Below are 24633 nucleotides of genomic sequence, written 5' to 3'. Positions count from 1 at the left end.
TTGTCATCTACCCCACACCGGACCCTCGGCGTGTCTTACCGCGGGCCCGCCGAAGCCGTGCGATGGCAGTCCGCCGCGGCGGGTGCCGGCCCGCCAACGGTACTGTCGTGCGCTGTGAAGGTCACCGTTCTGGTCGGGGGGGTCGGCGGCGCCCGTTTCCTGCTCGGCGTCCAGAAACTGCTGGGTTTGGGCCAATTCGCCGGAGCCTCAGCCGACAACGGGACCGCTGCGCACGAGTTGACCGCGGTCGTCAACGTCGGTGACGACGCCTGGATGCACGGGGTGCGCATCTGCCCCGACCTGGACACCTGCATGTACACCCTCGGCGGCGGCGTGGACCCCGAACGCGGCTGGGGGCACCGGGACGAAACCTGGCACGCCATGGAGGAGTTGGCGCGCTACGGAATGCAGCCGGACTGGTTCAGCCTCGGCGACCGGGACCTGGCCACCCACCTCGTCCGCACCCAGGCGCTGCGGGCCGGTTATCCGCTCACAGATGTGACGTCTGCGCTGTGTGAGCGCTGGCAACCGGGCGCACGTCTGCTGCCGGTCACCAATGACAGCTGCGAAACCCACGTCGTCATCACCGATCCCGCCGACGGCGACCAGCGGGCGATCCACTTCCAGGAGTGGTGGGTGCGCTACCGCGCCCAGGTTCCCACCCACGGGTTCGGCTTCGTGGGCGCAGAGAAGGCCGCCGCCACACCGGAAGCCGTCGAAGCCATCACCGGCGCCGACATCGTGCTGGTGGCCCCGTCCAACCCGGTGGTGAGCATCGGCGCCATCCTGGCCGTACCGGGGGTCCGCTCGGCGCTGCGCTCCACCGCGGCACCGATCGTCGGCTACTCCCCGATCATCAGCGGAAAGCCCTTACGCGGCATGGCCGATACCTGCTTGAGCGTGATCGGCCTGGAGTCCACCTCGCGGGCGGTCGGCGAACACTACGGCGCACGCAGCTCGACCGGGATTCTGGACTACTGGCTGGTGCACGAGGGCGAGTCCGACGACGCCGACATCCCCGGCATGACTGTTCGCGCCGCCCCCCTGTTGATGACCGACCCGGCGGCGACCGCCGAGATGGTGCGCACCGGAATGGACCTGGCGGGCGTGCGATGAGCGAGCACGGCAGCGCCGCCGCAGTCGAGATTCTGCCGGTCACCGGTCTGGGCGAGTTCCGGCCGGGCGACGATCTGGCTGCCGCCCTGGCCGCCGCCGCCCCGTGGCTGGCCGACGGCGACATCGTCGTCGTCACCAGCAAGGTGGTGTCCAAAAGCGAAGGCCGGATAGTCCCGGCACCGCACGACGCCGAAGCACGCGACGCGCTGCGCCGCCAGCTGGTCGAGGCCGAGGCGGTGCGAGTGCTGGCCCGCAAGGGCCGCACCTGGATCACCGAGAATCGGATCGGCCTGGTGCAGGCCGCCGCCGGCGTGGACGGGTCGAATGTGGGCTCCGACGAACTGGCGCTGCTGCCGGTGGATCCCGACGCCAGCGCGGCGGCGTTGCGCGCGGGACTGGCCGAGCGGCTCGGCGTCGCGGTGGCGGTGCTGATCACCGACACCATGGGCCGGGCCTGGCGCAACGGACAGATCGACGTCGCGATCGGGGCATCCGGTATGACCGTGCTCAACGGCTACGCCGGTGCCGTCGACCGGCACGGCAACGAGCTGGTGGTCACCGAAGTCGCGGTCGCCGACGAACTCGCCGCCGCCGCCGACCTGGTCAAGGGCAAGCTCACCGATGTGCCGGTGGCCGTAGTGCGCGGGGTTTCCAGTCCCGACGACGGCTCCACCGCGGCGGCCCTGGTGCGTTCCGGTTCCGACGACCTGTTCTGGCTGGGCACCGCCGAGGCCATCGAAATGGGACGAACCCAGGCGCAGTTGCTGCGCCGATCGGTGCGCACATTCTCTACCGAATCTGTTCCGGCGCAGCTGATCACCGACGCCATCGCCGAGGCCCTGACGGCCCCGGCGCCACATCACACCCGCCCGGTGCGGTTCGTCTGGCTGCAGACACCCGGGGTGCGCACCCGCCTGCTGGACGCCATGGCGCAGCGCTGGCGAGCCGACCTGACGGCCGATGGAAAAGCTCCCGAAGCCGTCGAGGCGCGCGTGGCGCGCGGCCAAATCCTTTACCAGGCACCCGAAGTCATCATTCCGATGATGGTGCCCGACGGCGCCCACCACTATCCCGATGAACACCGCACCGCCGCTGAGCACACCATGTTCACGGTCGCCGTGGGCGCCGCCGTCCAAGGCCTGCTGGTGGCACTGGCGGTACGCGGCGTCGGCAGCTGCTGGATCGGCTCCACCATCTTCACCCCGGATCTGGTCCGCACCGAACTGGATCTGCCGTCCACCTGGGAACCCCTGGGCGCCATAGCCATCGGATACCCGACCGAGCCGCTTGCGCCCCGCTCCCCGGCCGCCGTCGACGACCTACTGGTGCGTCGATGACGCTGCACGAATCCGCCGTCGCGACCCTGAGCTCTTGGGCCGCACCCGATTCCGCGCAGGACGCTCTGCGGCACTCGGTGCTGGCGTTTCTGGCTGCCCGCCCCGATGCGTGCCGGCGCGAATGCGCTGCCGGCCACATCACCGCGTCCGCGCTGGTGGTGGACCACACCGGCGAGAACACCCTGCTGACGCTGCACCCGCGGGTGGGCCGTTGGCTGCAACTGGGTGGGCACTGCGAGGACTCCGACGACGACATCACCACGGCCGCCCTGCGCGAGGCCACCGAGGAATCCGGGATCGTCGGCCTGCGGCTGGATCCGCGGTTGGCGGCGGTGCACGTGCATCCCGTGACGTGTTCGCTGGGCGTGCCGACCCGGCATCTGGATCTGCAGTTCGTGGCGCACGCGCCGGCAGACGCCCAGATCGGGATCAGCGACGAGTCACTGGCACTGCGCTGGTGGCCGGTGGCGGCGCTGCCACCGGATGCCGACGACGCCTTGGCCTACCTGGTGCGGCGGGCCGTCGCGACCCATCGCGCCTGAGCCCGGCGGCTCACGGGGAGTCCGTCACCCGCGTCCAGGGCTGGCAGTTCTGCGACTCGAAGGCCTTGACCGTGGCGGGAATGCTCGCATACATCGGCCCGACAGAGGTGTTCGCGGCGACCACATGGTCCTTGGCGGCTTCGGGAGTGCTGTAGGTGAACCACGAACACATCGACTCCGGCGTCGGCACGTTGTTGATCCACACACCGAAGGCCGACCCGGAGCCGCCGGTGCGGTAGAGGCCGGGCTCGATATCGGTGCCGACCTGAAAGACCCCGTTACCCGGAATCGGGTCGAGCGGATCTGCGGCGGCCGGCGTCGCCATGGCGACTGCGGCGAGGCAGGTGATGAGGACCCTGGTGAACATGGCTATGACTATCCACCGTTGACACTGCGGCTACGCCGGAAAAATCCGAGAAGGGTGCGCGGTGAGCGCAGAGTCAGCGGGAAAGCCGGCTCAGACGTCGCTGGAGTAACGGATTCCGCAGTCCGGGATCGACACCCCGGGCCACACCCGCGCCCCGCGCAGCAGCTCGCAACGCGCCCCGATGTCGGCGCCGTCACCGATCACCCCGTCGCGGATCAGGGCCCGGGGCCCGATCCGGGCGCCGAACCCGATGATCGAGCGTTCGATCACGCTGCCCGCCTCGACCTTCACGCCGTCGAAGATCACCGCGCCGTCGAGCCGCGCACCCGGGCCGATCTCGGCGCCCCGGCCCACCGCCGTACCACCGATCAGCACCGCTCCCGGGGCCACCGATGCGCCGTCGTGCACCAGCGCCTCGCCGCGCCGGCCGCCCAGCGCCGGTGAGGACGCGATGCCGCGCACCAAATCGGCCGACCCGCGCACGAAGTCCTCGGGTGTGCCCATGTCGCGCCAGTAGCTGGTGTCGACGTAGCCGCAGACCTTGACGCCGTCGGACAGCAGCGCGGGAAACACCTCGCGCTCCACCGAGACGGGGCGCCCCTGCGGGATACGGTCGATGACCTCCCGCGACAGCACGTAGCAACCGGCGTTGATCTGGTCGGTCGGCGGATCTTCGGTCTTCTCCAGGAATGCCGTGACCCGCCCGTCGCTGGTGGGCACGCAGCCGAAGGCGCGCGGATCGCCGACCCGCACCAGATGCAGGGTGGCGTCGGCCTCCTGCTCGCGGTGATAGTCGTGCAAATCGGTCAGGTCCGCCCCCGACAGCACGTCGCCGTTGAACACCATTGCGGTGTCATGGCGCAGCTTGGACGCGACGTTGGCGATTCCGCCGCCGGTGCCCAGCGGCTCCTCCTCGGTCACGTAGTCGATCTGCAGGCCCAGTGTGGCGCCGTCGCCGAACTCCTCGGAGAACACCTCCGGCTTGTAGGACGTGCTCAGGATCACATGCTCGATCCCCGCGGCGGCGATTCGAGACAGGAGATGAGTCAGGAACGGCACGCCCGCGGTGGGCAGCATCGGCTTGGGTGCCGAGAGGGTGAGCGGCCGAAGCCGCGTGCCCTTGCCCCCGACCAGGACGACCGCGTCGACTTGGCTCAGTGTCACGGAAGTCCCTTCGTCATGGTGCGGCGGGCATTGCGCACCGCCAGGTGTGAGCGCACCGCCAGTGCGCCCCGCATGCTCCAGCGCAGCGGGGCCCGCCACCAGCCAGTGTGCCGGTCGGCCAGGTAGGTGTAGGTGCTGCGGTGGTGCGCGGCCAGATTGCGGGCGGGGTCCTTGCCGGTGGCGTGGCCCTTCTGGTGCAGCACCTCGGCGGACGGGACGTAGACGTTGAGCCAGCCGGCCTTGGCCAGCCGGTCGCCCAGGTCGACGTCCTCCATGTAGAGGAAATAGCGTTCGTCGAAGCCGCCGACCGCCTCGAACGCGGCGCGGCGCACCAGCAGGCAGGCCCCGGACAGCCAGCCGACCGGCCGCTCGCTGGGTTCCAGGAGCTCCTGCCGGTAGGCGCGGGTCCAGGGGTTGCCGGGCCACAGCGGACCGACCACGGCGTGCATGCCGCCGCGGATCAGGCTGGGCAGGTGCCGCGCCGAGGGGTATACCGAGCCGTCCGGCTCGCGGATCAGCGGACCCAGGGTCGCCGCCTGAGGCCACCGATCTGCCGCCTCCAACAGCGCCTCGATGCTGCCCGGGCCCCACTGCACGTCCGGGTTGGCCACGATGAGAAATTCGCTGCGCTCGCCGCCCTCGGCGTCCAGCAGTGCCACGGCGGCGTTGACCGCTCCCCCGTAACCCAGGTTGGCCCCGGTATGCAGCAACTCCGCGTTCGGGTACCGCTGCGCGGCTTCCTCGGGAGCACCGTCGGTGGATCCGTTGTCGGCCATCACAACCCGTACCGGACGCTCGGTCGCCAACGACAGCGACGCCAGGAAGCGGTCAAGATGCCAGCCCGGCGAATACGTCACCGTCACCACCGGTAGCGCCTCACTCACGGCGTAGAGGTTATCTGGCCAAGGCGGCGGACAATGCATCGCGCCACCGGCGCAGCGGCGGCAGGCCGGCCCGCGCCGACTCAGCCCCCGACAGCGCGGAGTAGGCGGGCCGGGCCGCCGGACGGGGATGAGCCGCGCTGCCGACCGGACGCACCAGGTCCGGATCGGCGCCGACCGCGGCGTACACCGCACGGGCCTGTTCGTAGCGACTCGCAGCCCCAGCGTTGGCGGCGTGCAGCACCCGCGTGCTCGGCGGCGAGGCGGCCAGGGACAGCAGCGCCTCGACGAGGTCCCCGACGTAGGTCGGGGACCCGGTCTGGTCGTCGACCACCTCCACGCGCGCACCGCTCGACGCCCGTTCCCGCATCACCGCGACGAAGTCCGAACCGCCCGCGGCGCCGGTGTAGACCCAGGCGGTGCGCACCACCAGCGCATCAGCGGATGCCGCGAGCACCGCGTTCTCACCGGCCAGCTTGGTCCGCCCGTAGACCGACAGCGGCCGGGTCGGGTCGCCCGGCTCGTACGGGCGCGGCGCGGCGCCGCCGAAGTCGCCGTCGAAGACGTAGTCGGTGGAGATGTGGATGAGCAGCGCACCGGCGCGCGCACAGGCCTCGGCCAGGTGCCCCGGCCCGGCGGCGTTGACGGCATGCGCACGCTCCGGGTCCGCCTCTGCGGCGTCGACCTGCGTATATGCCGCACAGTTGACCAGCACGTCGCCCGGTCGCAGGCCGATGCCCGCCACGGCGGCGGGATCGGTGATGTCGCACTGCGCCGAGGTCAGGGCCAGCACCTCATGCCCCGCCTGGGCGGCACGGGCCGCCAGGAACGTACCGACCTGGCCGCCGGCGCCGGTGATCACGATCCGCTGGCTCGTCATAGCTGCCGAGCATATTCGGCGGTCCCAGCTTCACCTCTCCTCCGTCGAGCCTCGCTGAACCGCCGGGCTTATGCGGCGGTCCCGCCGGGTCTGGCACGCCGAACTCAGCTACCGCCGTTACAGCCGTGACACAAGTAATCTGAAGTGATGCCTGCGCAACGTGTGATTCGGGTGATCGCCACGGTGGCGGCCGTCACCGTCGTCCTGGGCACCGGTGTGGCCTGGAGCCGCGTCCGGTCCTTCGAGGACGGCATCTTCCACGTGTCCTCGATGGCGCTGGGCAAGGGCGGCTCCGATGGCGCCGTCGACATCCTGCTGGTCGGCATGGACAGCCGCACCGACGCGCACGGCAATCCGCTGACCCCCGAGGAACTCGCGGCGCTGCGCGTGGGCGACGACGACGCCACCAACACCGACACGATCATCTTGGTCCGGATCCCCAACAACGGGAAGTCGGCCACCGCCATCTCGATCCCCCGCGACTCCTACGTCTCGGCGCCCGGACTGGACAAGACCAAGATCAACGGCGTCTACGGAGCCACCCGGCTGGAAACCGCCGACGCACTCGTGGCCACCGGGATGGATCCGGTCCAGGCGCAGGCGCGCGGCACCGAGGCGGGGCGCGAGGCGCTGATCAAGACGGTGGCCGACCTGACCGGGGTCACCGTCGACCACTACGCCGAGGTGGGACTGCTCGGCTTCGCCCTGATCACCGACGCCCTCGGCGGCGTCGACGTCTGCCTCAAGGAGCCGGTGTATGAGGAGCTCTCCGGCGCGGACTTCCCGGCCGGCTGGCAGCGACTCGGGGGCGGCGAGGCGCTGAGCTTCGTGCGGCAGCGCCATGGACTGCCGCACGGCGACCTGGACCGGGTCCGCCGCCAGCAGGCGGTGATGGCCGCGCTGGCGCACAAGGTCATCTCCGGCAAGACGCTGTCCAGTCCTGGCACGCTGTCGCGGCTACAGGCGGCGGTACAGCGTTCGGTGGTGCTCTCCGACGGCTGGGACGTACTGGACTTCATCACCAAGCTGCAGGATCTGGCCGCGGGCAAGGTGGCGTTCGCCACCATCCCGGTGCTGGAGGAGGCCGGCTGGAGCGATGACGGCATGCAGAGCGTGGTGCGCGTCGATCCCGGCCAGGTGGCCGACTGGGTGGACTCACTGCTGCACGAGCAGGACCAGGGCAAGACCGAGCTGTTGGCCTACAACCCGGAGGAGACCACCGCCAGCGTGCTCAACGACACCGACATCAACGGCTTGGCCGCCGCGGTCTCCGAGGTGCTCGGCGCCCGGGGCTATGGGACGGGAACTGTGGGCAACAACGAGGCCGCGCACGTGAGCACCAGCCAGGTGCAGGCCGCCTCGGCCGACGACCCCGGTGCGCAGGCGGTGGCCCGGGACCTGGGCGGGCTACCGGTGGTGTCCAACGACGCCGTCCCGCCCGGCGCGGTGCGCGTTGTGCTGGCCAACGACTACACCGGGCCCGGGTCGGGGCTGGGCACCGGCGACCGGGCCGAGGTGGCCGCCATCGCCCGCGCCGCGGACGAGCAGGCACCCCAGATTCCCGCCGCCGCACCCATTCTGACCGCGGGCGCAGGCGACCCGCAGTGCGTCAACTAACGTCGCCTGACGTGACCAACCTCAGTTCGGCGATCCTTGATCCGATCATGCGCGCCGACCCGGTGGGCCCGCGGATCACCTACTACGACGACGCCATTCACAGCACCGCCACCCCCGAGCGCATCGAGCTGTCCGCGGCGACGCTGGCGAACTGGGCCGCCAAGACCGGCAATCTGCTGCGCGACGAACTCGGTGCCGGAGCGGGCAGCCGTATCGCGGTGTTGCTGCCCGCCCACTGGCAGACGGCTGCGGTGCTGTTCGGCACCTGGTGGATCGGGGCGGAGGTGCTGCTCGGCGCCTCGGGCGACGACGCCGATGTCGCGCTGTGCACCGCCGACCGGCTTGCGCAGGCCGACGGCGCGGTTGCCGCTACGGGCGGCGAGGTAGCGGTGCTGTCGCTGGACCCGTTCGGGCGGCCCGCGCCCGAGGTGCCGGTCGGCGTCACCGACTATGCGACCGCGGTGCGGGTGCACGGCGACCAGATCGCCGCCGAAACCGTCCCCGGCCCGGCCCTGGCCGGCATGTCTGCCGACGCGGTGCTGGCGGCATGCGCCACCAGCGCGGCCACCCGGGGCCTGACCGCGGCGGACCGGGTGTGGTCGGCCCACGACTGGGACACCCCGGGCGCCCTGATCGACAACATGCTGTCGGTGTTCGCCGTGGGCGCGTCGCTGGTGCAGGTCGCCCGGCCCGATCCCGATCTGCAGGAGCGCCGGCGGGCCGGCGAGAAGGTCACCCGGATCCTGAGCTGAGCGGCCCGGCCCTTCCGGCCACCCGGACGATTCATGCATAAATGCTTATATGCTGATACTCTGGCCCGCAGAAACCCAGACACGAGGAGATGACTCATGGCGGTGCAGGGATTGCTGGCAAAAGCGGCGTCGACGGTGTTCACCGGGCTGGTCGGCGTGAGCGCCTACGAGGTGGCACGCCGGGCACTGAACAAGGCCCCGCTGCACCAGGCTGCGGTCACCGCCACCGAATGGGGCCTGCGCGGAACGCGGCGGGCCGAGGAGGTCGCGGAGTCGGCGCGGCTGAAGGTGGCCGATGTGGTCGCCGAGGCCCGCGAACGCATCGGCGAGGAGGCCACCCCGCCGGCGGCAGCCGTCGCGCACGACCACGACCACTGACCGTCCGGACCCGACGATGGGGAGCGCAGCGATGACAGGCAGCGGCGCTGCACGGATCACGCCCGCGGAGTTGACCGTCGTTTCCGACGCCGCGGGCCGCATGCGGGTGCAGGTCCCGTGGGTGCGCGGCGATTCGCGCCGCGCGGTGGCCGCCGAGGAGGCCGCGGGCAGGGTAAACGGGGTGCGGACCGCGCATGCCTATCCGCGCACGGGCGCCGTGGTGGTCTGGTACTCCCCCCAGCGCAGCGACCCCGCGGAGATACTCGCCGCGATCGCGTCGGCGGCCACTGTCGCCGCGGAGCTGATCCCCACCCGCACTCCGCGCTCGGCCGACATCCGCAACACCGATGTGCTGCGCATGGTGATCGGCGGCGCGGCGCTGGCACTGCTGGGGATGCGCCGCTACGTCTTCGCGCGACCGCCCCTGCTGGGCCCCAGCGGCCAGCTCGTCGCTACCGGCGCCACCGTCTTCATGGGTTATCCCTTCCTGCGGGGAGCGCTGCGCTCGATCCGGTCCGGCCGGGCCGGCACCGACGCACTGGTCACCGCCGCGACCGTTGCCAGCCTGGTCCTTCGGGAGAACGTCGTCGCGCTCACCGTGCTGTGGCTGCTCAACATCGGTGAGTACCTGCAGGATCTGACACTGCGCCGCACCCGGCGCGCCATCTCCGATCTGCTACGCGGCAATCAGGACACCGCCTGGATGCGTTTGGGCCAAGGCCCCGACGAATACACCGAGGTTCAGGTGCCGATCGACTCGCTGCAGATCGGCGACGAAATCGTCATCCACGACCACGTGGCGATCCCGGTCGACGGCGAGGTCGTCGACGGCGACGCCATCGTCGACCAGTCCGCGATCACCGGGGAGACCCTGCCGGTCAGCGTGATCACCGGCGCAACCGTGCATGCCGGTTCGGTGGTGGTGCGCGGCCGGCTGGTGGTCCGCGCCACCGCGGTGGGCAGCCAGACCGTGATCGGCCGCATCATCAGCCGGGTCGAGGAAGCGCAGCATGACCGGGCGCCGATCCAGACCGTGGGCGAGAACTTCTCCCGACGCTTCGTTCCGGCCTCGTTCATCCTCTCGGCGGCCACCCTGGTGTTCACCGGTGATGTCCGCCGGGCCATGACCATGCTGCTGATCGCCTGCCCCTGCGCGGTGGGCCTGTCCACGCCGACCGCGATCAGCGCGGCGATCGGCAACGGCGCGCGGCGCGGCATCCTGATCAAGGGCGGTTCTCATCTCGAGCAGGCCGGCCGGGTGGACGCGATCGTGTTCGACAAAACCGGAACCCTGACGGTGGGCCGGCCGGTGGTGACCAATATCGTTGCGATTCACCCCGATTGGCAGCCCGAACAAGTACTCGCCTACGCCGCCAGCTCGGAACTGCACTCCCGGCATCCGTTGGCCGAAGCGGTGATCCGCTCCACCGAGGAACGCCGCATCAGAATCCCGCCGCATGAGGAGTGCGAGGTTCTGGTGGGCCTGGGCATCCGCACGTGGGCCGACGGTCGCACACTGCTGCTGGGCAGTCCCAACCTGCTGCGCGCGGAGAAGGTCCGCATCTCCAAGAAGGCGGCGGCCTGGGTCACCAAACTGCGCGCCCAGGCCGAGACCCCGCTGCTGCTCGCGGTCGACGGCGTGCTGGTCGGGTTGATCAGCTTGCGTGACGAGGTACGCCCCGAGGCCCGCGAGGTGCTCGAAGCGCTGCGCGCCAAAGGTATTCGTCGCATCATCATGCTCACCGGCGACCACCCGGAGACCGCTGCGGCAGTGGCGGACGAACTCGGCATCACCGAATGGCGAGCCGAGGTGCTGCCCGAGGACAAGCTGCAGGTGGTCCGCGAGCTCCAGGACGAGGGTTACGTGGTGAGCATGATCGGCGACGGCGTCAACGACGCACCGGCACTGGCCGCGGCCGACATGGGGATCGCGATGGGCCTGGCCGGCACCGACGTCGCCGTCGAGACCGCCGACGTCGCCCTGGCCAATGACGACCTGCGCCGGCTGCTCGACGTGCGGGACCTGGGCGCACGGGCCGTCGACGTGATCCGGCAGAACTACGGCATGTCGATCGCGGTCAACGCCGCCGGACTGTTGATCGGCGCCGGCGGCGCATTGTCCCCGGTCCTGGCGGCACTGCTGCACAACGCGTCATCGGTGGCCGTCGTCGCCAACAGTTCGCGGTTGATCCGCTACCGGCTGGGCCCGAGCCCGTTGGCATCAGCCCCCGCGGTGCCGTAATCTGTCCGGGTCCCGACTGTTCCTGTCGAGCACCACCACCAGCTCCAGGGCAGTCGGGACTTCACGTTTTCACAGGGCGCAGCTCTCGCGCGTCGCCGTCTCGGCAGCGCTCAGCAGCCACCCCCCTCGCCGCGCCAGGAGCGGAAGCCCTGCCACACCGAAACGCCGGCCACCCCCAGACCGATCAACGGGTCCAGCCACCAGGCCCCGGCCCACTGCGCGGTGAGGGTCAGCCCCACCAGAACCGCGGCCGCCTGGACCGCGCACAGGTAGTTCTGCACTCCCTCACCGACCGTTGCCGCCGAGCCCAGCCGGACGCCGAGCCGTCGCTGGGCACGGCCCAGAATCGGCATCACCAGCGCGGCGGCAGCGGTGATCGCGATACCGATGACACTGCCTTCACTGCGCTGATCACCGAAGAAGTGGTGCACGGATTCGGCGGCGATGTAGGGCGCGTTGATCCAGAACGAGATCGCCACACCGATCTGGGCGCGGCGCTCAGCGGTGTCGGACAGCGTGCGCGCGCCGGTGAAGCGCCAGATCACCACGGCCCCGGCCAGCGCCTCGGGAATGGCGCCCAGCGCCCAGCCCGTCAGGGCGATCGAACCCGCCGCCAGGCCCTGCCACAGGCCCAGCACGCCTTCCACCCCCACCAGGATCAGGCTTACCCAGGCCAGTCGGCGGGCCCAGATCGCAGCGCGGCGCCAACCCGCGTCGTGAACGACGCGAACGCGGTGCTGGTGCCCCGCGTGATCGTGATCGTGGTGCTCAAGGGTCGCCGCCGGAGCGTCGGTCACCGGGTAAGTGATGCCCGCTTCGGGGCCCACGACGCTACCGTCCACGCAAAAAATGCTACCTGGCGGTCCGGTGAGGCAGCCGTCACAGAGACAGTCCGCACGAGCCTCAACGGCCGGCGACCGCCTTGACAACCCTGTCGTTGCCGCGGTCGGCGACATAGACGTGGCCGTGCCGGTCGACGGCGACATCCAGTGGCGCGTTGAGCCCGGTGAAAGGCAGCACCTCGGGGATAGCCGCACCGGCCGCCAGTTTCACCACCCGGTTGCGGTTGTGTTCGGTGACGTAGATGTCGCCGGCATCGTCGACCGCGATGCCCCACGGCGCGACGATCCCGGCGAACGGCAACACCACCTGTTCGTTGGTGCCGGCCGACAGCTTGAGCACCCGATCATTACCGGTGTCAGTCACATAGACGTTGCCGGCGGAGTCCCCCGCCACCCCGCCGGGTCCGTTGAGGCCGACGAACGGCAGCGCGGTCTGAGCGTTGTTGTCGGCGTCGAGTCGCAGAACCACATCACTGCCGCGGTCGGCGACATAGACGTTGCCGGCAGAGTCCACCGCCACCCCGTCGGGATCGTCGAGGCCGACGAACGGCAGCACCGTGTGGGTGTCGGACCCGGCGTCCACTTTGACCACCCGACTGTTGGCATCGGAGAAGTACACGTTGCCGGAGCCGTCGACCACCACGCCGCGCGGTTGGTACAGGTCACTGGAAGGCACCACCGTCGGCGCATGCGAATCCGCGGCCAGGCGCACCACCCGCCCCTGCATGCCGTCACTGGCGACGTAGACGTTGCCGTCACCGTCGAGCGCCACCCCGCCCGGTGCGAGCCGGAAGTCGAGTCCGGTGAAGGGCAGCACATCCTGCGGGGGCGCAGCCACCGGTGTCGCCGACGAGGGCCGGAACAGCAGCTGCCCGACGCCGCCGACCACCATGACCGCGGCAATCGCCGCAGCCGCCAGCAGCACCGGCTTGCGCGGCGGCTGCCAGCGCCGCGACGGGGTGGGTATCACCGGGGCCTGGTCGCTGTGCAGCAGTTGCGCCAGCGGGAACGGTACCGGGGCCGGAGCGCCCAGGCCGGCCTCAACGGCACCACCGAACCCGAGGTCCGGCGGCGTCCCCGGCGCCCGGACCGGTTCGGTGCGGCTGAACCGGGGCTCGGGCTCAAGGCCTGCGGGCAGGTGCAGCGCGGGCTCACCACGCCGCAGGATCCGGGCGACCTGGTGGCGTTCCGGCTCGGTCAGGGCCTGGTAGGCAGCAGCGGCGAACTCCCCGGCGCTGCTGTAGCGCTCCTCGGGTCTGCGGGCCAGCCCGCGCGCCAGCACCGCATCAATGGCCGCCGGAATGCGACCGGGACGCAACATGCTCGGTCGCGGAGGCTCGGCGGTGCGGCGTTCTTCGATCGCTTCGTCAAACGCGCCGGCCGAGAACGGACACGTCCCGGTCAGGGCCTGCGCCAACACCACGGCCAGCGAGTAGATATCGGCCAGGTGGGTGACCGGCTCGCCGGCCAGGCGCTCCGGTGCCATGTAGGTGATGGCGCCGGACGCCGCCTCAGCCCGCACACCCGGTTCGGCGATGGCCGCGGCGACACCGAAGTTCGTCAGAAACGCCAGGTCGTCGGGGGTGAGCAGAATGTTCTCAGGCTTGACGTCACGGTGCACGACGTAGGCATCGTGTGCCGCGTCGAGCGCCGCGGCGATCTGGCGCACCACGGCCACCGCTCGCGGCGCGCTCAGCGGGCCGCCCTCGGCCAAGACGGTGGCCAGGTCGGTGCCGTCGATCAGGCCGGTTTCCAGGTAGAGCACGCCCTCGATCTCGCCGTAGGCGCGGATCGGCACGACATGCGGCTCGGTCAGCTGAGCGGCGGCCTCGGCCTCGTCCTCGAGCCGGCCGCGGAAGGCCGCGTCGGCGGAGAGCGAGTCGCAGATCAACGTGAGCGCCACGGCTTCCTGGTTGCGGGTGTCTTCGGCCCGGTAGACCTCACCCACGACACCGTGGCCCAGCAGCCGGTCCAATTGGTACGGGCCGAATCGCGATCCGCTCCGCGAACCCGGCTCGGGGTTGTTCACCGACGGCGCTCCCTTCGAGCACAGTGCCGCGCACGGCGGCGAAAGATTGGCTACCAGACTAACCGGCACCGGCGCCGCAAACGCCTACGAGATCGCGTTCACCGCCGTCACCAGCCGGGATTTGAGGGGTTCTGGCACGGGAACGAAGCCGTACTGGTCCAGACCCTCCTGTCCAGGACCGATCGCGGCCTGCAGGAACGCCTTGACGGCCATACCGGTGGCGGCGTCAGGGTATTTCGAGCACACGATCTGGTAGATCGCCGACACGATCGGATAGGCGCCGTGGTCAGCGGGCTTGTACAGCGATGCCGACTCGAGCACCAGGTCGTTGTGCGGGTTCGCCTCGGCGACCGATCGTGCCCCGGCGACGGCCTTGGCGACCGACTCGGCTGAAACCGCCACCGGCGCCGCGCCCGCAGAGCTGAGCTGCGCCATCGGCAGCTGCTTGCCGACCGCGAACGACCATTCGCTGTAGGTGATGGAACCGTCGGTGGCCTGCAGCGCCGCCGCGGCGCCGTTGTTGCCGACGACTGCCTCACCGATGCCGCCGTTGAACGTCTCGCCGGCGCCGATCCACCCGCCGTCCGAGGCGACCTCGAGATACCTCTGGAAGGCGGCGGTGCTCGGCGACCGGTCGCCGCGGTACACCACGTGGATGGGCAGCGTAGGCAGCGCCGCACCGGGGTTGAGCGCCTTGATCGCGGGGTTGTCCCAACTGGCGATCGTGCCGCCGAAGATCTTCGCCAGGGTGGGCCCGTCCAGGATCAGGCTGGTGACGCCGGGGATCTGATAGGTGACGGCGATCGGTTCGAACACCAGCGGAAGGTGCCGGGCCGGCGATCCGCACCGCTCCGCGGCCCGCTCCGGCTGCCCCTTGGCGGGATCAAGGGCCGCCTCGGAGCCGGCCAGATCGATGTCGTTGTCGATGAAGTCGTCGACCGCCGCGGATGCGCCGCTGGCGCGGTAATTGAGCGTCCGGCCCGGGCACGCCGCGGTGTAGGCGTAGACGAACTGCTGGATCGCCTTCGCCTGAGCGCTCGGGCCGCCGGCGCGCAGCTCCTGCTTGCCTGCGCAGTCCACGACCGCCGCCGGGGCCTCGGCCGACACCGGCTCGCCCCGGTCTGCACCGCCGCAGGACGAAACCGCCAGTGCGGCAACAGCCAGCAGCGCACTCAGCGATGCCGATCGGCCCCATTTCACAGGACGGAACTGTACCGCGATCCGCCGCGGGCGGGTCCGATACCGCCGGAGCGCCCCTGCCACCACGCCCATCGGACGGGTGCTCAGACGAACTGCCAGGCCGCTCGCGCGATCGCCAGCTCCTCATTGGTGGGGACCACCAGGACGGCGGTGGGCGATCCCGGCGCGGAGATGGTTCGGGCGCCCTTGCCTGCGCGGTTGCGTTCGGGGTCCACCGCGATGCCCAGCCCGTCCAGACCGGCCAACGCGTCTTCGCGCACGCTCGCCGCGTTCTCCCCCACCCCGCCGGTGAAGGCGATGGCGTCGACCCGCCCGAGCACCGCCAGGTACGCGCCGACGTACTTGCGAAGGCGGTGAACATAGACGTCGTAGGCCAGCCCGGCGGCCGCGCCCGCCTCGCCGCCGGCCGCACGCTGCTCCAGCAGTGCCCGGAAGTCGTTGACCCCGCACAGCCCCTTGAGCCCGGAGCGGCGGTTGAGCAACTCGTCGAGTTCGTCGACGCCGAACCCGGCGGTGTGGTGGAGATGGAACAGCACCCCGGCATCGATGTCGCCGCTGCGGGTGCCCATCACCAGACCCTCCAGCGGCGTCAGCCCCATCGACGTCTCGACCGCCACCCCGCCCCGGATCGCCGAGGCCGACGCCCCGTTACCGAGATGCGCGACGATGAGGTTCAGCTCAGCAGGGTCACGGTCCAACATCACCGCGACCTCGCCGGCCACGTACTCGTGCGACGTGCCGTGGAATCCGTAGCGGCGGATGCCGAACCGGGAGGCGACGTCGTGATCTATGGCGTAGGCGGCTGCCGCGGCCGGCAACGAATGAAAGAAGGCGGTGTCGAACACCGCGACGTGCGGAACGCCCGGAAAGTCCTTACGGGCCACTTCGATCCCGATCACATTGGCGGGATTGTGCAGGGGCGCCAGCTCAGCCAGCCGCGCCACTTCGGCCACCACCTCGTCGGTGATCAGGGTCGGGCGCCAGAACAGGTCACCCCCGTGCACCACCCGATGCCCGACAGCGCGGACGGCCGCCAGGTCGATGCCCGAGTCGGTGAGTTTGCGGTGGATCAGCCGGAGGCCGGCGGCGTGGTCTGCCACCGGGCTGTCCGCCTCGCCGATCTGCTCCACCAGTCCGGACAGCAACGCGGTCCCGGCCACCGGGTCGACCAGCTGGTACTTGATCGACGACGAGCCGGAGTTCAGCACCAGCACCAGACCGGGCGCGCCTGCTGTCACTGGGCCGCTCCCTGCGCCTGGATCGCGGTGATGGCCACCGTGTAGACGATGTCGTCGACCAGCGCTCCCCGGGACAGGTCGTTGACGGGTTTGGCCAGGCCCTGCAGCACCGGGCCGATCGCGATGGCACCGGCACTGCGCTGCACCGCCTTGTAGGTGTTGTTGCCGGTGTTGAGGTCGGGGAACACCAGCACGGTGGCCCGGCCGGCGACCGGCGAGTCCGGTCTTTTGGCCGCTGCCACCCCCGCGTCGACGGCGGCGTCGTACTGGATGGGACCGTCGGCGAGCAGGTCCGGGCGACGCTGGTGCACCAATTGCGTTGCCGCACGGACCTTGTCCACGCCGGCACCCGAGCCGGATTCGCCCGTTGAGTACGACAGCAGCGCCACCCGGGGTTCGATGCCGAACGCCGCCGCGGTGGCCGCCGAGGAGATCGCGATGTCGGCCAGCTGCTCGACGGTGGGATCGGGAACCACCGCACAGTCCCCGTAGGCCAGCACCCGGTCCGACAGACACATCAGGAACACACTGGACACCGTCGACACCCCGGGCGCGGTCCGGATGATCTCGAACGCCGGCCTGATCGTGTGCGCGGTGGTGTGCGCGGCGCCCGACACCATCCCGTCGGCAATTCCCTGGTGCACCATCATGGTGCCGAAATAGGAGATGTCGCGCATGATCTCGCGGGCGCGCTCCTCGGTCACACCCTTATGCGACCGCAGCCGGGTGTACTCGGCGCCGAAGACATCCCGCAGCTCGGAGGTCTCCGGGTCGATCACCCGCGCCGCGTCGAGGTCCACCCCCAGCTCGGCGCCGCGGCGGCGCACCGCACCTTCGTCGCCGAGCAACGTCAGATCGACGATGCCGCGCGACAGCAACCGGCCGGCGGCCAGCAGAATCCGGTCATCGGTCGCCTCCGGCAGCACGATGTGCCGACGGTCGGCCCGGGCCCGTTCCAGCAGCCGGTATTCGAACATCTGCGGGGTGATGACGTTCGACGCCGGCACCCGGATCCGCTCGGCCAGCTCGGCGCCGTCGATGTGCTTGGCGATCAGCGCGATTGCGGTGTCGACCTTGCGCAGCGCGTCCACGGTGATCCGCGAACCGGTGTTCGACACCTTTTCGGCGGTGTCGTAGGTGCGGTGGCTGGTGGCGATCAGCGGCAGGGTCGGCCGAAGACCCTTGACCAGCTTGTCGATAGCGGGATGAGGCAACAGCCCGCCGTTGAGAATGATCCCCGCCAGTGACGGAAAGCCCTGCGCTTCATGGGCGTTCACCAAAGCCAGCAGCACGTCGGACCGATCGGCCGGCACGATCACCACCTGACCCTCGGACAACCTGTCCAGAATGTTCTCCGCGGTCATGCCGCCGACCATGACGCTGAGCGCCTCCCGGCGAAGCAGTTCCGGGTCGCCGCTGTAGACGGTGCCGTCCAGGGCCGAGCAGAGTTCGGCCATCGTCGGGGCGGACAACAGCGCCACCTCGGGGACTGCGAACACCGGCACATCGACATCGGCCAGGTGCTGTGTGATCGCCCGGCTGACATCGCCGAGCCGGTCCGGATCGCAGCGGTTGGCGATCACCGCCGCCGGATGGGCGTGTACCGCCGCCACTTCGGCCAGGCAGCGGGCGGTGATCTCGGCGACAGACTGCGCGTCGCGGTTGTAGCCGTTGACCGCAAGCACCAGCGGCGCGCCGAGATTCACCGCGACCCGGGCGTTGAAGCTCAACTCGCTCGGGTTGACGACGTCGGTGTAGTCGCTGCCGACCACCAGCACGGTGTCGCAGTGCCGGGCGACATCGTGGAATCGCGAGACGATCTCGCCCAGCGCCGCCTCCCGGTCGGCGAAGACCTGTTGGTAGGTGACGCCGCGGCAGGAACTGTGGTCCTCGATGGCGGCGGTGGCATGCGCGAGCAGCAGTTCGAGTTGGCCGTCCGGCTCGTCCAGCGACCGCACGACCGGCCGGAACACCCCGACGCGGGCCGAGGAGGCCGCCAACAGGTGCAACAGTCCCAGTGCGAGCACAGACTTGCCGGAGCCGCCCTCGGCAGCGGCGAGGTAGATGCTGGAGGCACCGGCAGACGTTTGCGACATCGGATCAGACCCATTCTCCGGATGCCCGGACGACACCGTAGGCCGCAGAAAGCGACATGTGGTGAAGCCTAATCAGATGCCCCAGCCCGCGCAGCCCACCGACGTGCACGGACAACTCAGGCGATCTGGTCGATCGCGCGAGTCAGCCGCGCCACCGTTCCCTCGATGTCGGCCAGCTTGTCCAGCCCGAACAATCCCACTCGGAAGGTGGAGAACGTCGCCGGCTCGCCGCACTGCAGGGGCACTCCCGCCGCGGTCTGAATCCCCTGGGCCAAAAACTTTCGCCCGGTACGAATCTCGGGGTCGGTGGTGTAGCTGACCACCACACCGGGGGCCTCGAATCCCGGTGCGGCCACGCTGGGGAAGCCACGTTCGGCCAGCAGCGCCCGCACCTTGCGCCCCAGCGTGAACTGCTGCTCTTGCACCGCACCGAAGCCGCGGTCGCGGGTCTGCGCCATCGCGTCGCGCAGTCCGGTGATGACACCGGTCGGCATGGTCGCGTGGTAGGCGTACCCGCCGTTCTCGTAGGCGATCATGATCTCGCGCCACTTCTTCAGGTCGAGCGCGAAACTGGTGCCGGCGGTGCGGTCCATGACATCGACGGCCCGCTCGGACAGACAGACCATGGCGCAGCCCGGCTCGGCGCTCCAGCCCTTCTGAGGTGCGGTGACCAGGACGTCGACCCCCAGCGCCGCCATGTCCACCCAGACCGCACCGGAGGCGATGCAGTCCAGCACGAACAGACCCCCCACTGCCGCGGTCGCCGCGCCGACGCGCGCCAGGTAGTCGTCGGGCAGCAGGATCCCGCTGGCGGTTTCGACGTGCGGGACGCACACCAGCGCGGGCCGGGTCCGCGCTATGGCCTCCTCGACCTCGTCGATGGGCGCGGGCGTCCAGGGCGCCTGGTCGCCGTCGCCGGTCGGGCGGGCGGTGAGAACGGTGATGCGGTCGGTGATACGGCCGGTCTGAAGAATCTGGCTCCACCGGTAGCTGAAGAACCCGTTGCGCACGACCAGTACCTCGGCGTCGTTGGCGAACTGGCGCGCCACCGCCTCCATGCCACACGTGCCGTTGCCGGGCACGATGACTGCCGCGTCGGCGTGGTACACCTCGCGGAGCATGGCCGAGACCTCGTTCATGACGGACTGGAAGCGTCCGGACATGTGGTTGAGGGCCCGGTCGGTGTAGACGACGGAGTACTCGAGCAGACCGTCGGGGTCGACCTCGGGCAGTAGTCCTGGCATGAAGCCTCTCCTAGGTGGGACGGACGGCGCCGAATGCCCCGTGTCGGGCCGGCGCGGGTGGGCGTATCACTGCTGAAGGCGAACGCCTTCGATCTGCACATCTGCTACGTTCCGGCCCCCCAGCCACATCCCCAGCGCCTCCGCGGTGCCGCGGACAACGCGCCCCCGGCCCCGGGGCCGGCCGATCCCGTTGCTGGGCTCGACCCGGTAGCGCAGCAGGGTCGGCTGCAGCTTCTGCACGGTCAGGCTCACACCCTCGGCAAGGATGGCGGCCTCTTCGACGGGCGGGATCGTCCGGGTACGACCCAGGCCCCGCAGCACATCCTGGTGATGCATCGCCACGTCGCCCAGCAGCAGGCCGGCCAGCGCCCGGTCCGGCACCTGCGCCCAGCGGCGGCCGGCGGCGATCAACTCCGCGCGCGTGCGCCGGCGCCCGGAGGCCACCGCCTCGGCGTTGATCCGGTGCAGCCGCCACGGGGCGCGCAGGTAGCGCCCGATCTCCGCCGTACCGATCAGGTGCGCCAGCACATCGCGCGGCGACCAGTCGGCGCACAGGGTGGTGCCGTGGTCGAATTCGGCGTCGGTGAGCCCGTCAACCGTGTCGACGAACGCGTGCCGAGCGTGTCGGGCGATCTCGATTCGGGAGCTCACGATGTCAGCGCAGGAGGTGCCGGCTCATCACGACGCGCTGAATCTGGTTGGTGCCCTCGTAGATCTGGGTGATCTTGGCGTCACGCATCATCCGCTCGACCGGGAAGTCGGTGGTGTAACCCGCGCCGCCGAACAACTGCACCGCGTCGGTGGTGACCTCCATGGCAACGTCGGAGGCAAAACACTTGCTGGCCGCCGAGATGAAACCCAGGCCGGTCTCGCCCCGCTCGGCGCGCGCCGCGGCCGAGTACACCATCAGGCGGGCCGCCTCGAGCTTCATCGCCATGTCGGCCAGCATGAACTGGACACCCTGGAAAGTGCTGATGTTCTTGCCGAACTGCTTGCGGTCCTTGGTGTACTCGATCGCCGCGTCCAGCGCGCCCTGGGCGATACCCACCGCCTGGGCGCCGATCGTCGGACGGGTGTGGTCCAGGGTGCGCAGCGCCGTTTTGAACCCGGTTCCCGGCTCGCCGATGATCCGGTCCCCCGGAATCCGACAGTTCTCGAAATAGAGCTCCGTGGTCGGCGACCCCTTGATGCCGAGCTTGTGCTCCTTGGGCCCGATGGTGAAACCCTCGTCGTCGATGTGCACCATGAACGCCGAAATCCCGTTGGCGTCCAGATCCGGGTCGGTCACGGCCATCACGGTGTACCAGCTGGACTTGCCGCCGTTGGTGATCCAGCACTTCGACCCGTTGAGGATCCAGTCGTCGCCGTCGGCCTTGGCGCGCGTGCGCATCGCCGCGGCGTCACTGCCCGCTTCGCGCTCGGACAGCGCGTAGGAGGCCATCACCTCGCCGGCGGCGAGCCCCGGCAGCACCTGCGCCTTGAGCTCTTCGGAGCCGGCCAGGATCAGCCCCATGGTGCCGAGCTTGTTCACCGCCGGTATCAGCGACGACGAGGCGCATACCCGGGCCACCTCTTCGATCACGATGCAGGCCGCGACCGAGTCCGCGCCCTGCCCGCCGTAGGCCTCCGGCACGTGCACCGCGTTGAAACCCGATGCGTTCAGCGCGGCCAGCGCCTCGTCGGGGAACCGGGCCTGCTCGTCGACCTCTTTGGCGTACGGAGCGATCTCCTTCTCCGCCAGCGCCCGAATCGCCGCCCGTAGTTCGTCATGCTCCTGCGGGAGTTTGAACAGGTCGAACGACGGATCTCCGGCCCACCCAGACATGACAGCCTCCTAAGCTACTCGCCGGTAACTTTACCTTGAAGCATCGCATCCTTCGCAAGCACGCTCTGAGCCAACTGGTCTTGATAATCCACCATTCGCGCCCGCAGCGCCGCGTCGGCCGAGCCCAGAATGCGCACTGCCAGCAAACCTGCGTTGCGCCCGCCACCGATGGACACGGTGGCCACCGGCACACCCGCCGGCATCTGCACGATCGACAGCAAAGAATCCAACCCGTCCAGTCGCGCCAGCGGCACCGGCACCCCGATCACCGGCAGCGGTGTGGCCGATGCCACCATCCCGGGCAGGTGCGCGGCGCCTCCGGCCCCAGCGATGATCGCCTGGATGCCGCGTCCCGCGGCGTCGCGCGCGTAGTCGAACATCCGCTGCGGTGTGCGGTGCGCCGAGACCACCCCGACCTCGAACGGGACGTCGAACTCGGCGAGCGCCATCGCCGCGTCCTCCATCACCGACCAGTCGCTGTCGCTGCCCATGATGACGCCGACCCGGGGACCGGGCTTGTGCTCACTCATGCGGATTCCATCCATCGCTCCATTCCCCGTGCGACAACCAGTGTGCCGCGCTTTCGGCCCGCTCGCGCAGCGTCGCCAAGTCCGTCGTGTCACGCCCGAGCAGGTTGATGTGGCCGATCTTGCGACCGGGCCGTTCGCCCTTGCCGTAGAGGTGGACCCGGGCGTCGGGATACCGCGCGAACAGATGGTGCAGCCGCTCGTCCATCGACATCGACGGGGTTTGCGCGGCGCCCAGCACGTTGGCCATCACGGTCAGCGGGACAATCGGCGTGGTGGCCCCGAGCGGATAGTCAAGCACCGCGCGAAGATGCTGCTCGAACTGGCCGGTGGCCGCCCCGTCCATGGTCCAGTGCCCCGAATTGTGCGGTCGCATCGCCAGCTCGTTGACCAGCAACTGCCCATCGACGGTCTCGAACAGCTCGACGGCCAGCACTCCGACGACCCCCAGCTCATCGGCCAGCCGCAGCGCCAGTTGTTGGGCGGCAGCTGCTTTCTCATCGGAGAGGTCGGGGGCGGGCGCGATCACCGTCACGCAGATCCCGTCTTCCTGCACGGTCTCGACCACCGGCCAGGCCGCGCCCTGGCCGAACGGTGAGCGGGCCACCAGTGCGGAGAGCTCACGGCGCATCACCACGCGCTCCTCGGCCAGCACCGGCACTCCGGCCGCCAGATAGTCGGCGACCACCGCCCGGGCCTGGACCAGGTCGTCGACCAGGGAAACCCCACGGCCGTCATAACCGCCCCGAGCCGCCTTGACCACCATCGGCCCACCGGTCAGCTCCGCGAAACGCTCGAGGTCTTCGATGGTCTCGATTGCGGCGAACCGGGGCACCGGCGCCCCCAGCTCCGCCAGTCTGCGGCGCATCACCAGCTTGTCCTGGGCGTGCCGCAGAGCCGCCGGTGGCGGTGCGACGTTGACCCCTTCGGCGACCAGGCGCTCCAGCAGTTCACCCGGGACGTGCTCGTGGTCGAAGGTGAGCACGGTGGCCCCGTCGGCAGCGCGGCGCAGGTCGTCGAGGTCGGTGTGGGAACCCAGCACCACGTCCGGGGTGACTTGGGCTGCCGGCTCGTCGGGAGCGGCCGCCAGCACCCGCAACCGCTGTCCGAGCGCGATCGCTGCCTGGTGGGTCATCCGCGCCAGCTGACCGCCACCCACCATGGCGACCAGGGGGCTACGGCCACCTGATGGCGGCGGGGTGGTTGCGGCGTTCGGCACGGGCAATATCGTGTCACGCCCGCGCCCGGCGATCGCAAGTGCGGCGCAGCCGCACGCCGCGGGTCGCCGTGTCGGGGGCGCCGCGATCGCAAGTGCGGCGCAGCCGCACGCCGCGGGTCGCCGCGTTGGGCGCGCCGCGATCGCAAGTGCGGCGCAGCCGCACGCCGCGGGTCGCCGCGTTCGGGCACCCCAGGGGCGTTATCCAGTCGTTAGGTGCGAAGGGTGCCGAGTCCGTACACTGGCAACTTGTGTCTTTTACCGACGCCACCATCGCCCGCCTGCCGCGGGTGATCCGCCCGCTGGCCGAACGCCATCACGAGTTGATCAAGTTCGCCATCGTCGGAGCAACCACGTTCGTCATCGACTCCGCGCTGTTCTACACCCTCAAGCTGACGATTCTGGCCCCCAAGCCCGTCACCGCCAAGGTCATCTCCGGGATCGTCGCGGTGATCGCCTCCTACATCCTCAATCGGGAGTGGAGCTTCAAGGACCGGGGCGGCCGGGAACGCCACCATGAGGCTCTGCTGTTCTTCGGAGTCAGCGGCGTCGGTGTGCTGCTGTCCATGGCGCCGCTGTGGTTCTCCAGTTACGTGCTCGGGCTGCGGGCGCCCATGGTGTCGTTGACCGTCGAGAACCTCTCCGACTTCCTCTCGGCCTACATCGTCGGCAACCTGCTGCAGATGGCGTTCCGGTTCTGGGCCTTTCGCCGCTGGGTCTTCCCCGACGAGTTCGCCCGCAGCCCCGATGCCGCGCTGGACGCCACGCTGGGGACCGGCGCGCTCGCCGAGGCGCTCGAGGACTCGCTGGAGGCCAGCGGGGACACCGGCGTGGTGACCTTGTTCAGGCGTCCGGCCCGTCATCGACCGCCGGCGGACGGCCTGTCGAAGACTTCGTGATAGAGCAGGGTGTGCACCTGCTCCACCCGCGGGATGTCATAGAACTCCAACGGCTCCTGTGACGCCGACTCGATGATCAGCGTGCCGGTCCGCAGGATCCGGTCGATGAACCCGTGGACGAACTCCACACTGTTGATCCGCGCGAGCGCGATGTCGATGCCGCTGCGGGTCAGCAAGCCGTGGCGGAACATCACCCGCCGGTCGGTCACGACGAAGTGCGTGGTCTGTCTCTTATACACAT

23 protein-coding genes are annotated in these 24633 nt (G+C 70.0%); 8 read left to right on the top strand and 15 right to left on the bottom strand.

The genetic code is table 11. The features are described 5' to 3' along the window. The first annotated feature begins 114 nt into the window (after positions 1-114). The 3 genes from cofD to LI92_RS04130 are packed head-to-tail and all read left to right on the top strand — an operon-like array spanning position 115 to position 2995. A complete protein-coding gene (gene cofD / locus LI92_RS04140; protein WP_046316241.1) occupies positions 115-1116 on the top strand; it encodes a 2-phospho-L-lactate transferase in 1002 nt (333 codons plus the stop codon). Beyond that, entirely contained in the window at positions 1113-2453 is a 1341-nt protein-coding gene (locus tag LI92_RS04135) for a coenzyme F420-0:L-glutamate ligase (protein ID WP_046316239.1), read from the top strand. The genes cofD and LI92_RS04135 overlap by 4 nt, the downstream gene beginning before the upstream one ends. Next, positions 2450-2995 (top strand): NUDIX hydrolase, encoded by a 546-nt coding sequence (locus tag LI92_RS04130; protein WP_046316237.1) that lies wholly within the window; start codon positions 2450-2452, stop codon positions 2993-2995. The genes LI92_RS04135 and LI92_RS04130 overlap by 4 nt, the downstream gene beginning before the upstream one ends. Positions 2996-3005: 10 nt before the next feature. Here the strand turns inward: LI92_RS04130 and LI92_RS04125 are convergent, their stop codons facing one another. From LI92_RS04125 to rfbD, 4 genes are all read right to left on the bottom strand, one after another. Then, positions 3006-3362, bottom strand: a complete 357-nt coding sequence (locus LI92_RS04125; protein WP_046316235.1) for an Rv1352/Rv1906c domain-containing protein — start codon at positions 3360-3362, stop codon at positions 3006-3008. Positions 3363-3452: 90 nt separating this feature from the next. After that, positions 3453-4526, bottom strand: coding sequence for a mannose-1-phosphate guanylyltransferase (manB, locus tag LI92_RS04120; protein ID WP_046316233.1), 1074 nt, complete (start codon positions 4524-4526; stop codon positions 3453-3455). Beyond that, complete coding sequence (locus tag LI92_RS04115) at positions 4523-5392, bottom strand: glycosyltransferase family 2 protein (RefSeq protein ID WP_152665328.1); 870 nt, start codon at positions 5390-5392, stop codon at positions 4523-4525. The genes manB and LI92_RS04115 overlap by 4 nt, the downstream gene beginning before the upstream one ends. Positions 5393-5420: 28 nt before the next feature. Beyond that, positions 5421-6287: a dTDP-4-dehydrorhamnose reductase gene (gene rfbD / locus LI92_RS04110; RefSeq protein ID WP_046316229.1), complete on the bottom strand. Its 867-nt coding sequence runs from the start codon at positions 6285-6287 to the stop codon at positions 5421-5423. A 147-nt stretch (positions 6288-6434) separates the two neighbouring features. Between rfbD and LI92_RS04105 the strand changes: the two genes are divergently transcribed. The 4 genes from LI92_RS04105 to ctpC all read left to right on the top strand — a co-directional run bounded on the left by LI92_RS04105 (position 6435) and on the right by ctpC (position 11276). Then, positions 6435-7904 (top strand): LCP family protein, encoded by a 1470-nt coding sequence (locus LI92_RS04105; RefSeq protein WP_046316227.1) that lies wholly within the window; start codon positions 6435-6437, stop codon positions 7902-7904. Further along, the gene (locus tag LI92_RS04100; RefSeq protein WP_204368886.1) at positions 7892-8656 is read left to right on the top strand and encodes a TIGR03089 family protein; all 765 of its coding nucleotides are present in this window, start codon (positions 7892-7894) and stop codon (positions 8654-8656) included. Before LI92_RS04105 ends, LI92_RS04100 begins: the two co-directional genes overlap by 13 nt. Before the next feature lie 96 nt (positions 8657-8752). Beyond that, entirely contained in the window at positions 8753-9034 is a 282-nt protein-coding gene (locus tag LI92_RS04095; RefSeq protein ID WP_046316225.1) for a DUF1490 family protein, read from the top strand. Between the two features lie 31 nt (positions 9035-9065). Continuing rightward, the gene (gene ctpC / locus LI92_RS04090) at positions 9066-11276 is read left to right on the top strand and encodes a manganese-exporting P-type ATPase CtpC (RefSeq protein WP_152665324.1); all 2211 of its coding nucleotides are present in this window, start codon (positions 9066-9068) and stop codon (positions 11274-11276) included. Positions 11277-11386: 110 nt separating this feature from the next. On the opposite strand, the gene LI92_RS04085 is transcribed toward ctpC, so the two are convergent. The 10 genes from LI92_RS04085 to LI92_RS04040 form a co-directional block, all read right to left on the bottom strand. Further along, positions 11387-12073: a cation diffusion facilitator family transporter gene (locus tag LI92_RS04085; RefSeq protein WP_152665327.1), complete on the bottom strand. Its 687-nt coding sequence runs from the start codon at positions 12071-12073 to the stop codon at positions 11387-11389. Between the two features lie 106 nt (positions 12074-12179). Then, entirely contained in the window at positions 12180-14147 is a 1968-nt protein-coding gene (locus LI92_RS04080) for a serine/threonine-protein kinase PknD (RefSeq protein WP_046316222.1), read from the bottom strand. A gap of 84 nt (positions 14148-14231) precedes the next feature. Beyond that, positions 14232-15347 carry a phosphate ABC transporter substrate-binding protein PstS gene (gene pstS / locus LI92_RS04075; RefSeq protein ID WP_046316273.1) on the bottom strand — a complete coding sequence of 372 codons (1116 nt, stop codon included), beginning with the start codon at positions 15345-15347 and terminating at the stop codon, positions 14232-14234. Positions 15348-15430: 83 nt separating this feature from the next. Then, positions 15431-16585, bottom strand: a complete 1155-nt coding sequence (locus tag LI92_RS04070; RefSeq protein ID WP_046316220.1) for an acetate kinase — start codon at positions 16583-16585, stop codon at positions 15431-15433. Further along, positions 16582-18681: a phosphate acetyltransferase gene (pta, locus tag LI92_RS04065; protein WP_046316219.1), complete on the bottom strand. Its 2100-nt coding sequence runs from the start codon at positions 18679-18681 to the stop codon at positions 16582-16584. Before pta ends, LI92_RS04070 begins: the two co-directional genes overlap by 4 nt. A 116-nt stretch (positions 18682-18797) precedes the next feature. Next, complete coding sequence (locus LI92_RS04060) at positions 18798-19925, bottom strand: aminotransferase class V-fold PLP-dependent enzyme (protein ID WP_046316218.1); 1128 nt, start codon at positions 19923-19925, stop codon at positions 18798-18800. Between the two features lie 66 nt (positions 19926-19991). Beyond that, positions 19992-20576 (bottom strand): maleylpyruvate isomerase family mycothiol-dependent enzyme, encoded by a 585-nt coding sequence (locus LI92_RS04055; protein ID WP_052740694.1) that lies wholly within the window; start codon positions 20574-20576, stop codon positions 19992-19994. A 4-nt stretch (positions 20577-20580) separates the two neighbouring features. Continuing rightward, the gene (locus tag LI92_RS04050; protein ID WP_046316215.1) at positions 20581-21750 is read right to left on the bottom strand and encodes an acyl-CoA dehydrogenase; all 1170 of its coding nucleotides are present in this window, start codon (positions 21748-21750) and stop codon (positions 20581-20583) included. Positions 21751-21764: 14 nt separating this feature from the next. After that, positions 21765-22280, bottom strand: a complete 516-nt coding sequence (gene purE / locus LI92_RS04045) for a 5-(carboxyamino)imidazole ribonucleotide mutase (RefSeq protein ID WP_046316212.1) — start codon at positions 22278-22280, stop codon at positions 21765-21767. Beyond that, positions 22273-23439 carry a 5-(carboxyamino)imidazole ribonucleotide synthase gene (locus LI92_RS04040; RefSeq protein WP_046316210.1) on the bottom strand — a complete coding sequence of 389 codons (1167 nt, stop codon included), beginning with the start codon at positions 23437-23439 and terminating at the stop codon, positions 22273-22275. The genes purE and LI92_RS04040 overlap by 8 nt, the downstream gene beginning before the upstream one ends. 305 nt (positions 23440-23744) lie before the next feature. On the opposite strand from LI92_RS04040, the gene LI92_RS04035 reads away from it, so the two are divergent. Then, on the top strand, positions 23745-24392 hold the full coding sequence (locus LI92_RS04035) for a GtrA family protein (protein WP_046316209.1): 648 nt from the start codon (positions 23745-23747) through the stop codon (positions 24390-24392). Here the strand turns inward: LI92_RS04035 and LI92_RS04030 are convergent. Next, positions 24353-24633 (bottom strand): PH domain-containing protein (locus LI92_RS04030; RefSeq protein WP_046316207.1); only part of this gene is annotated, 281 nt, incomplete at its 5' end. The two genes, LI92_RS04035 and LI92_RS04030, sit on opposite strands and share 40 nt — an antisense overlap.

Source organism: Mycobacterium sp. UM_Kg1 (assembly GCF_000972925.1).
Taxonomy (GTDB): Bacteria; Actinomycetota; Actinomycetes; order Mycobacteriales; family Mycobacteriaceae; genus Mycobacterium; species Mycobacterium hiberniae.
This window is presented reverse-complemented; position numbering and strand designations above follow the sequence as displayed.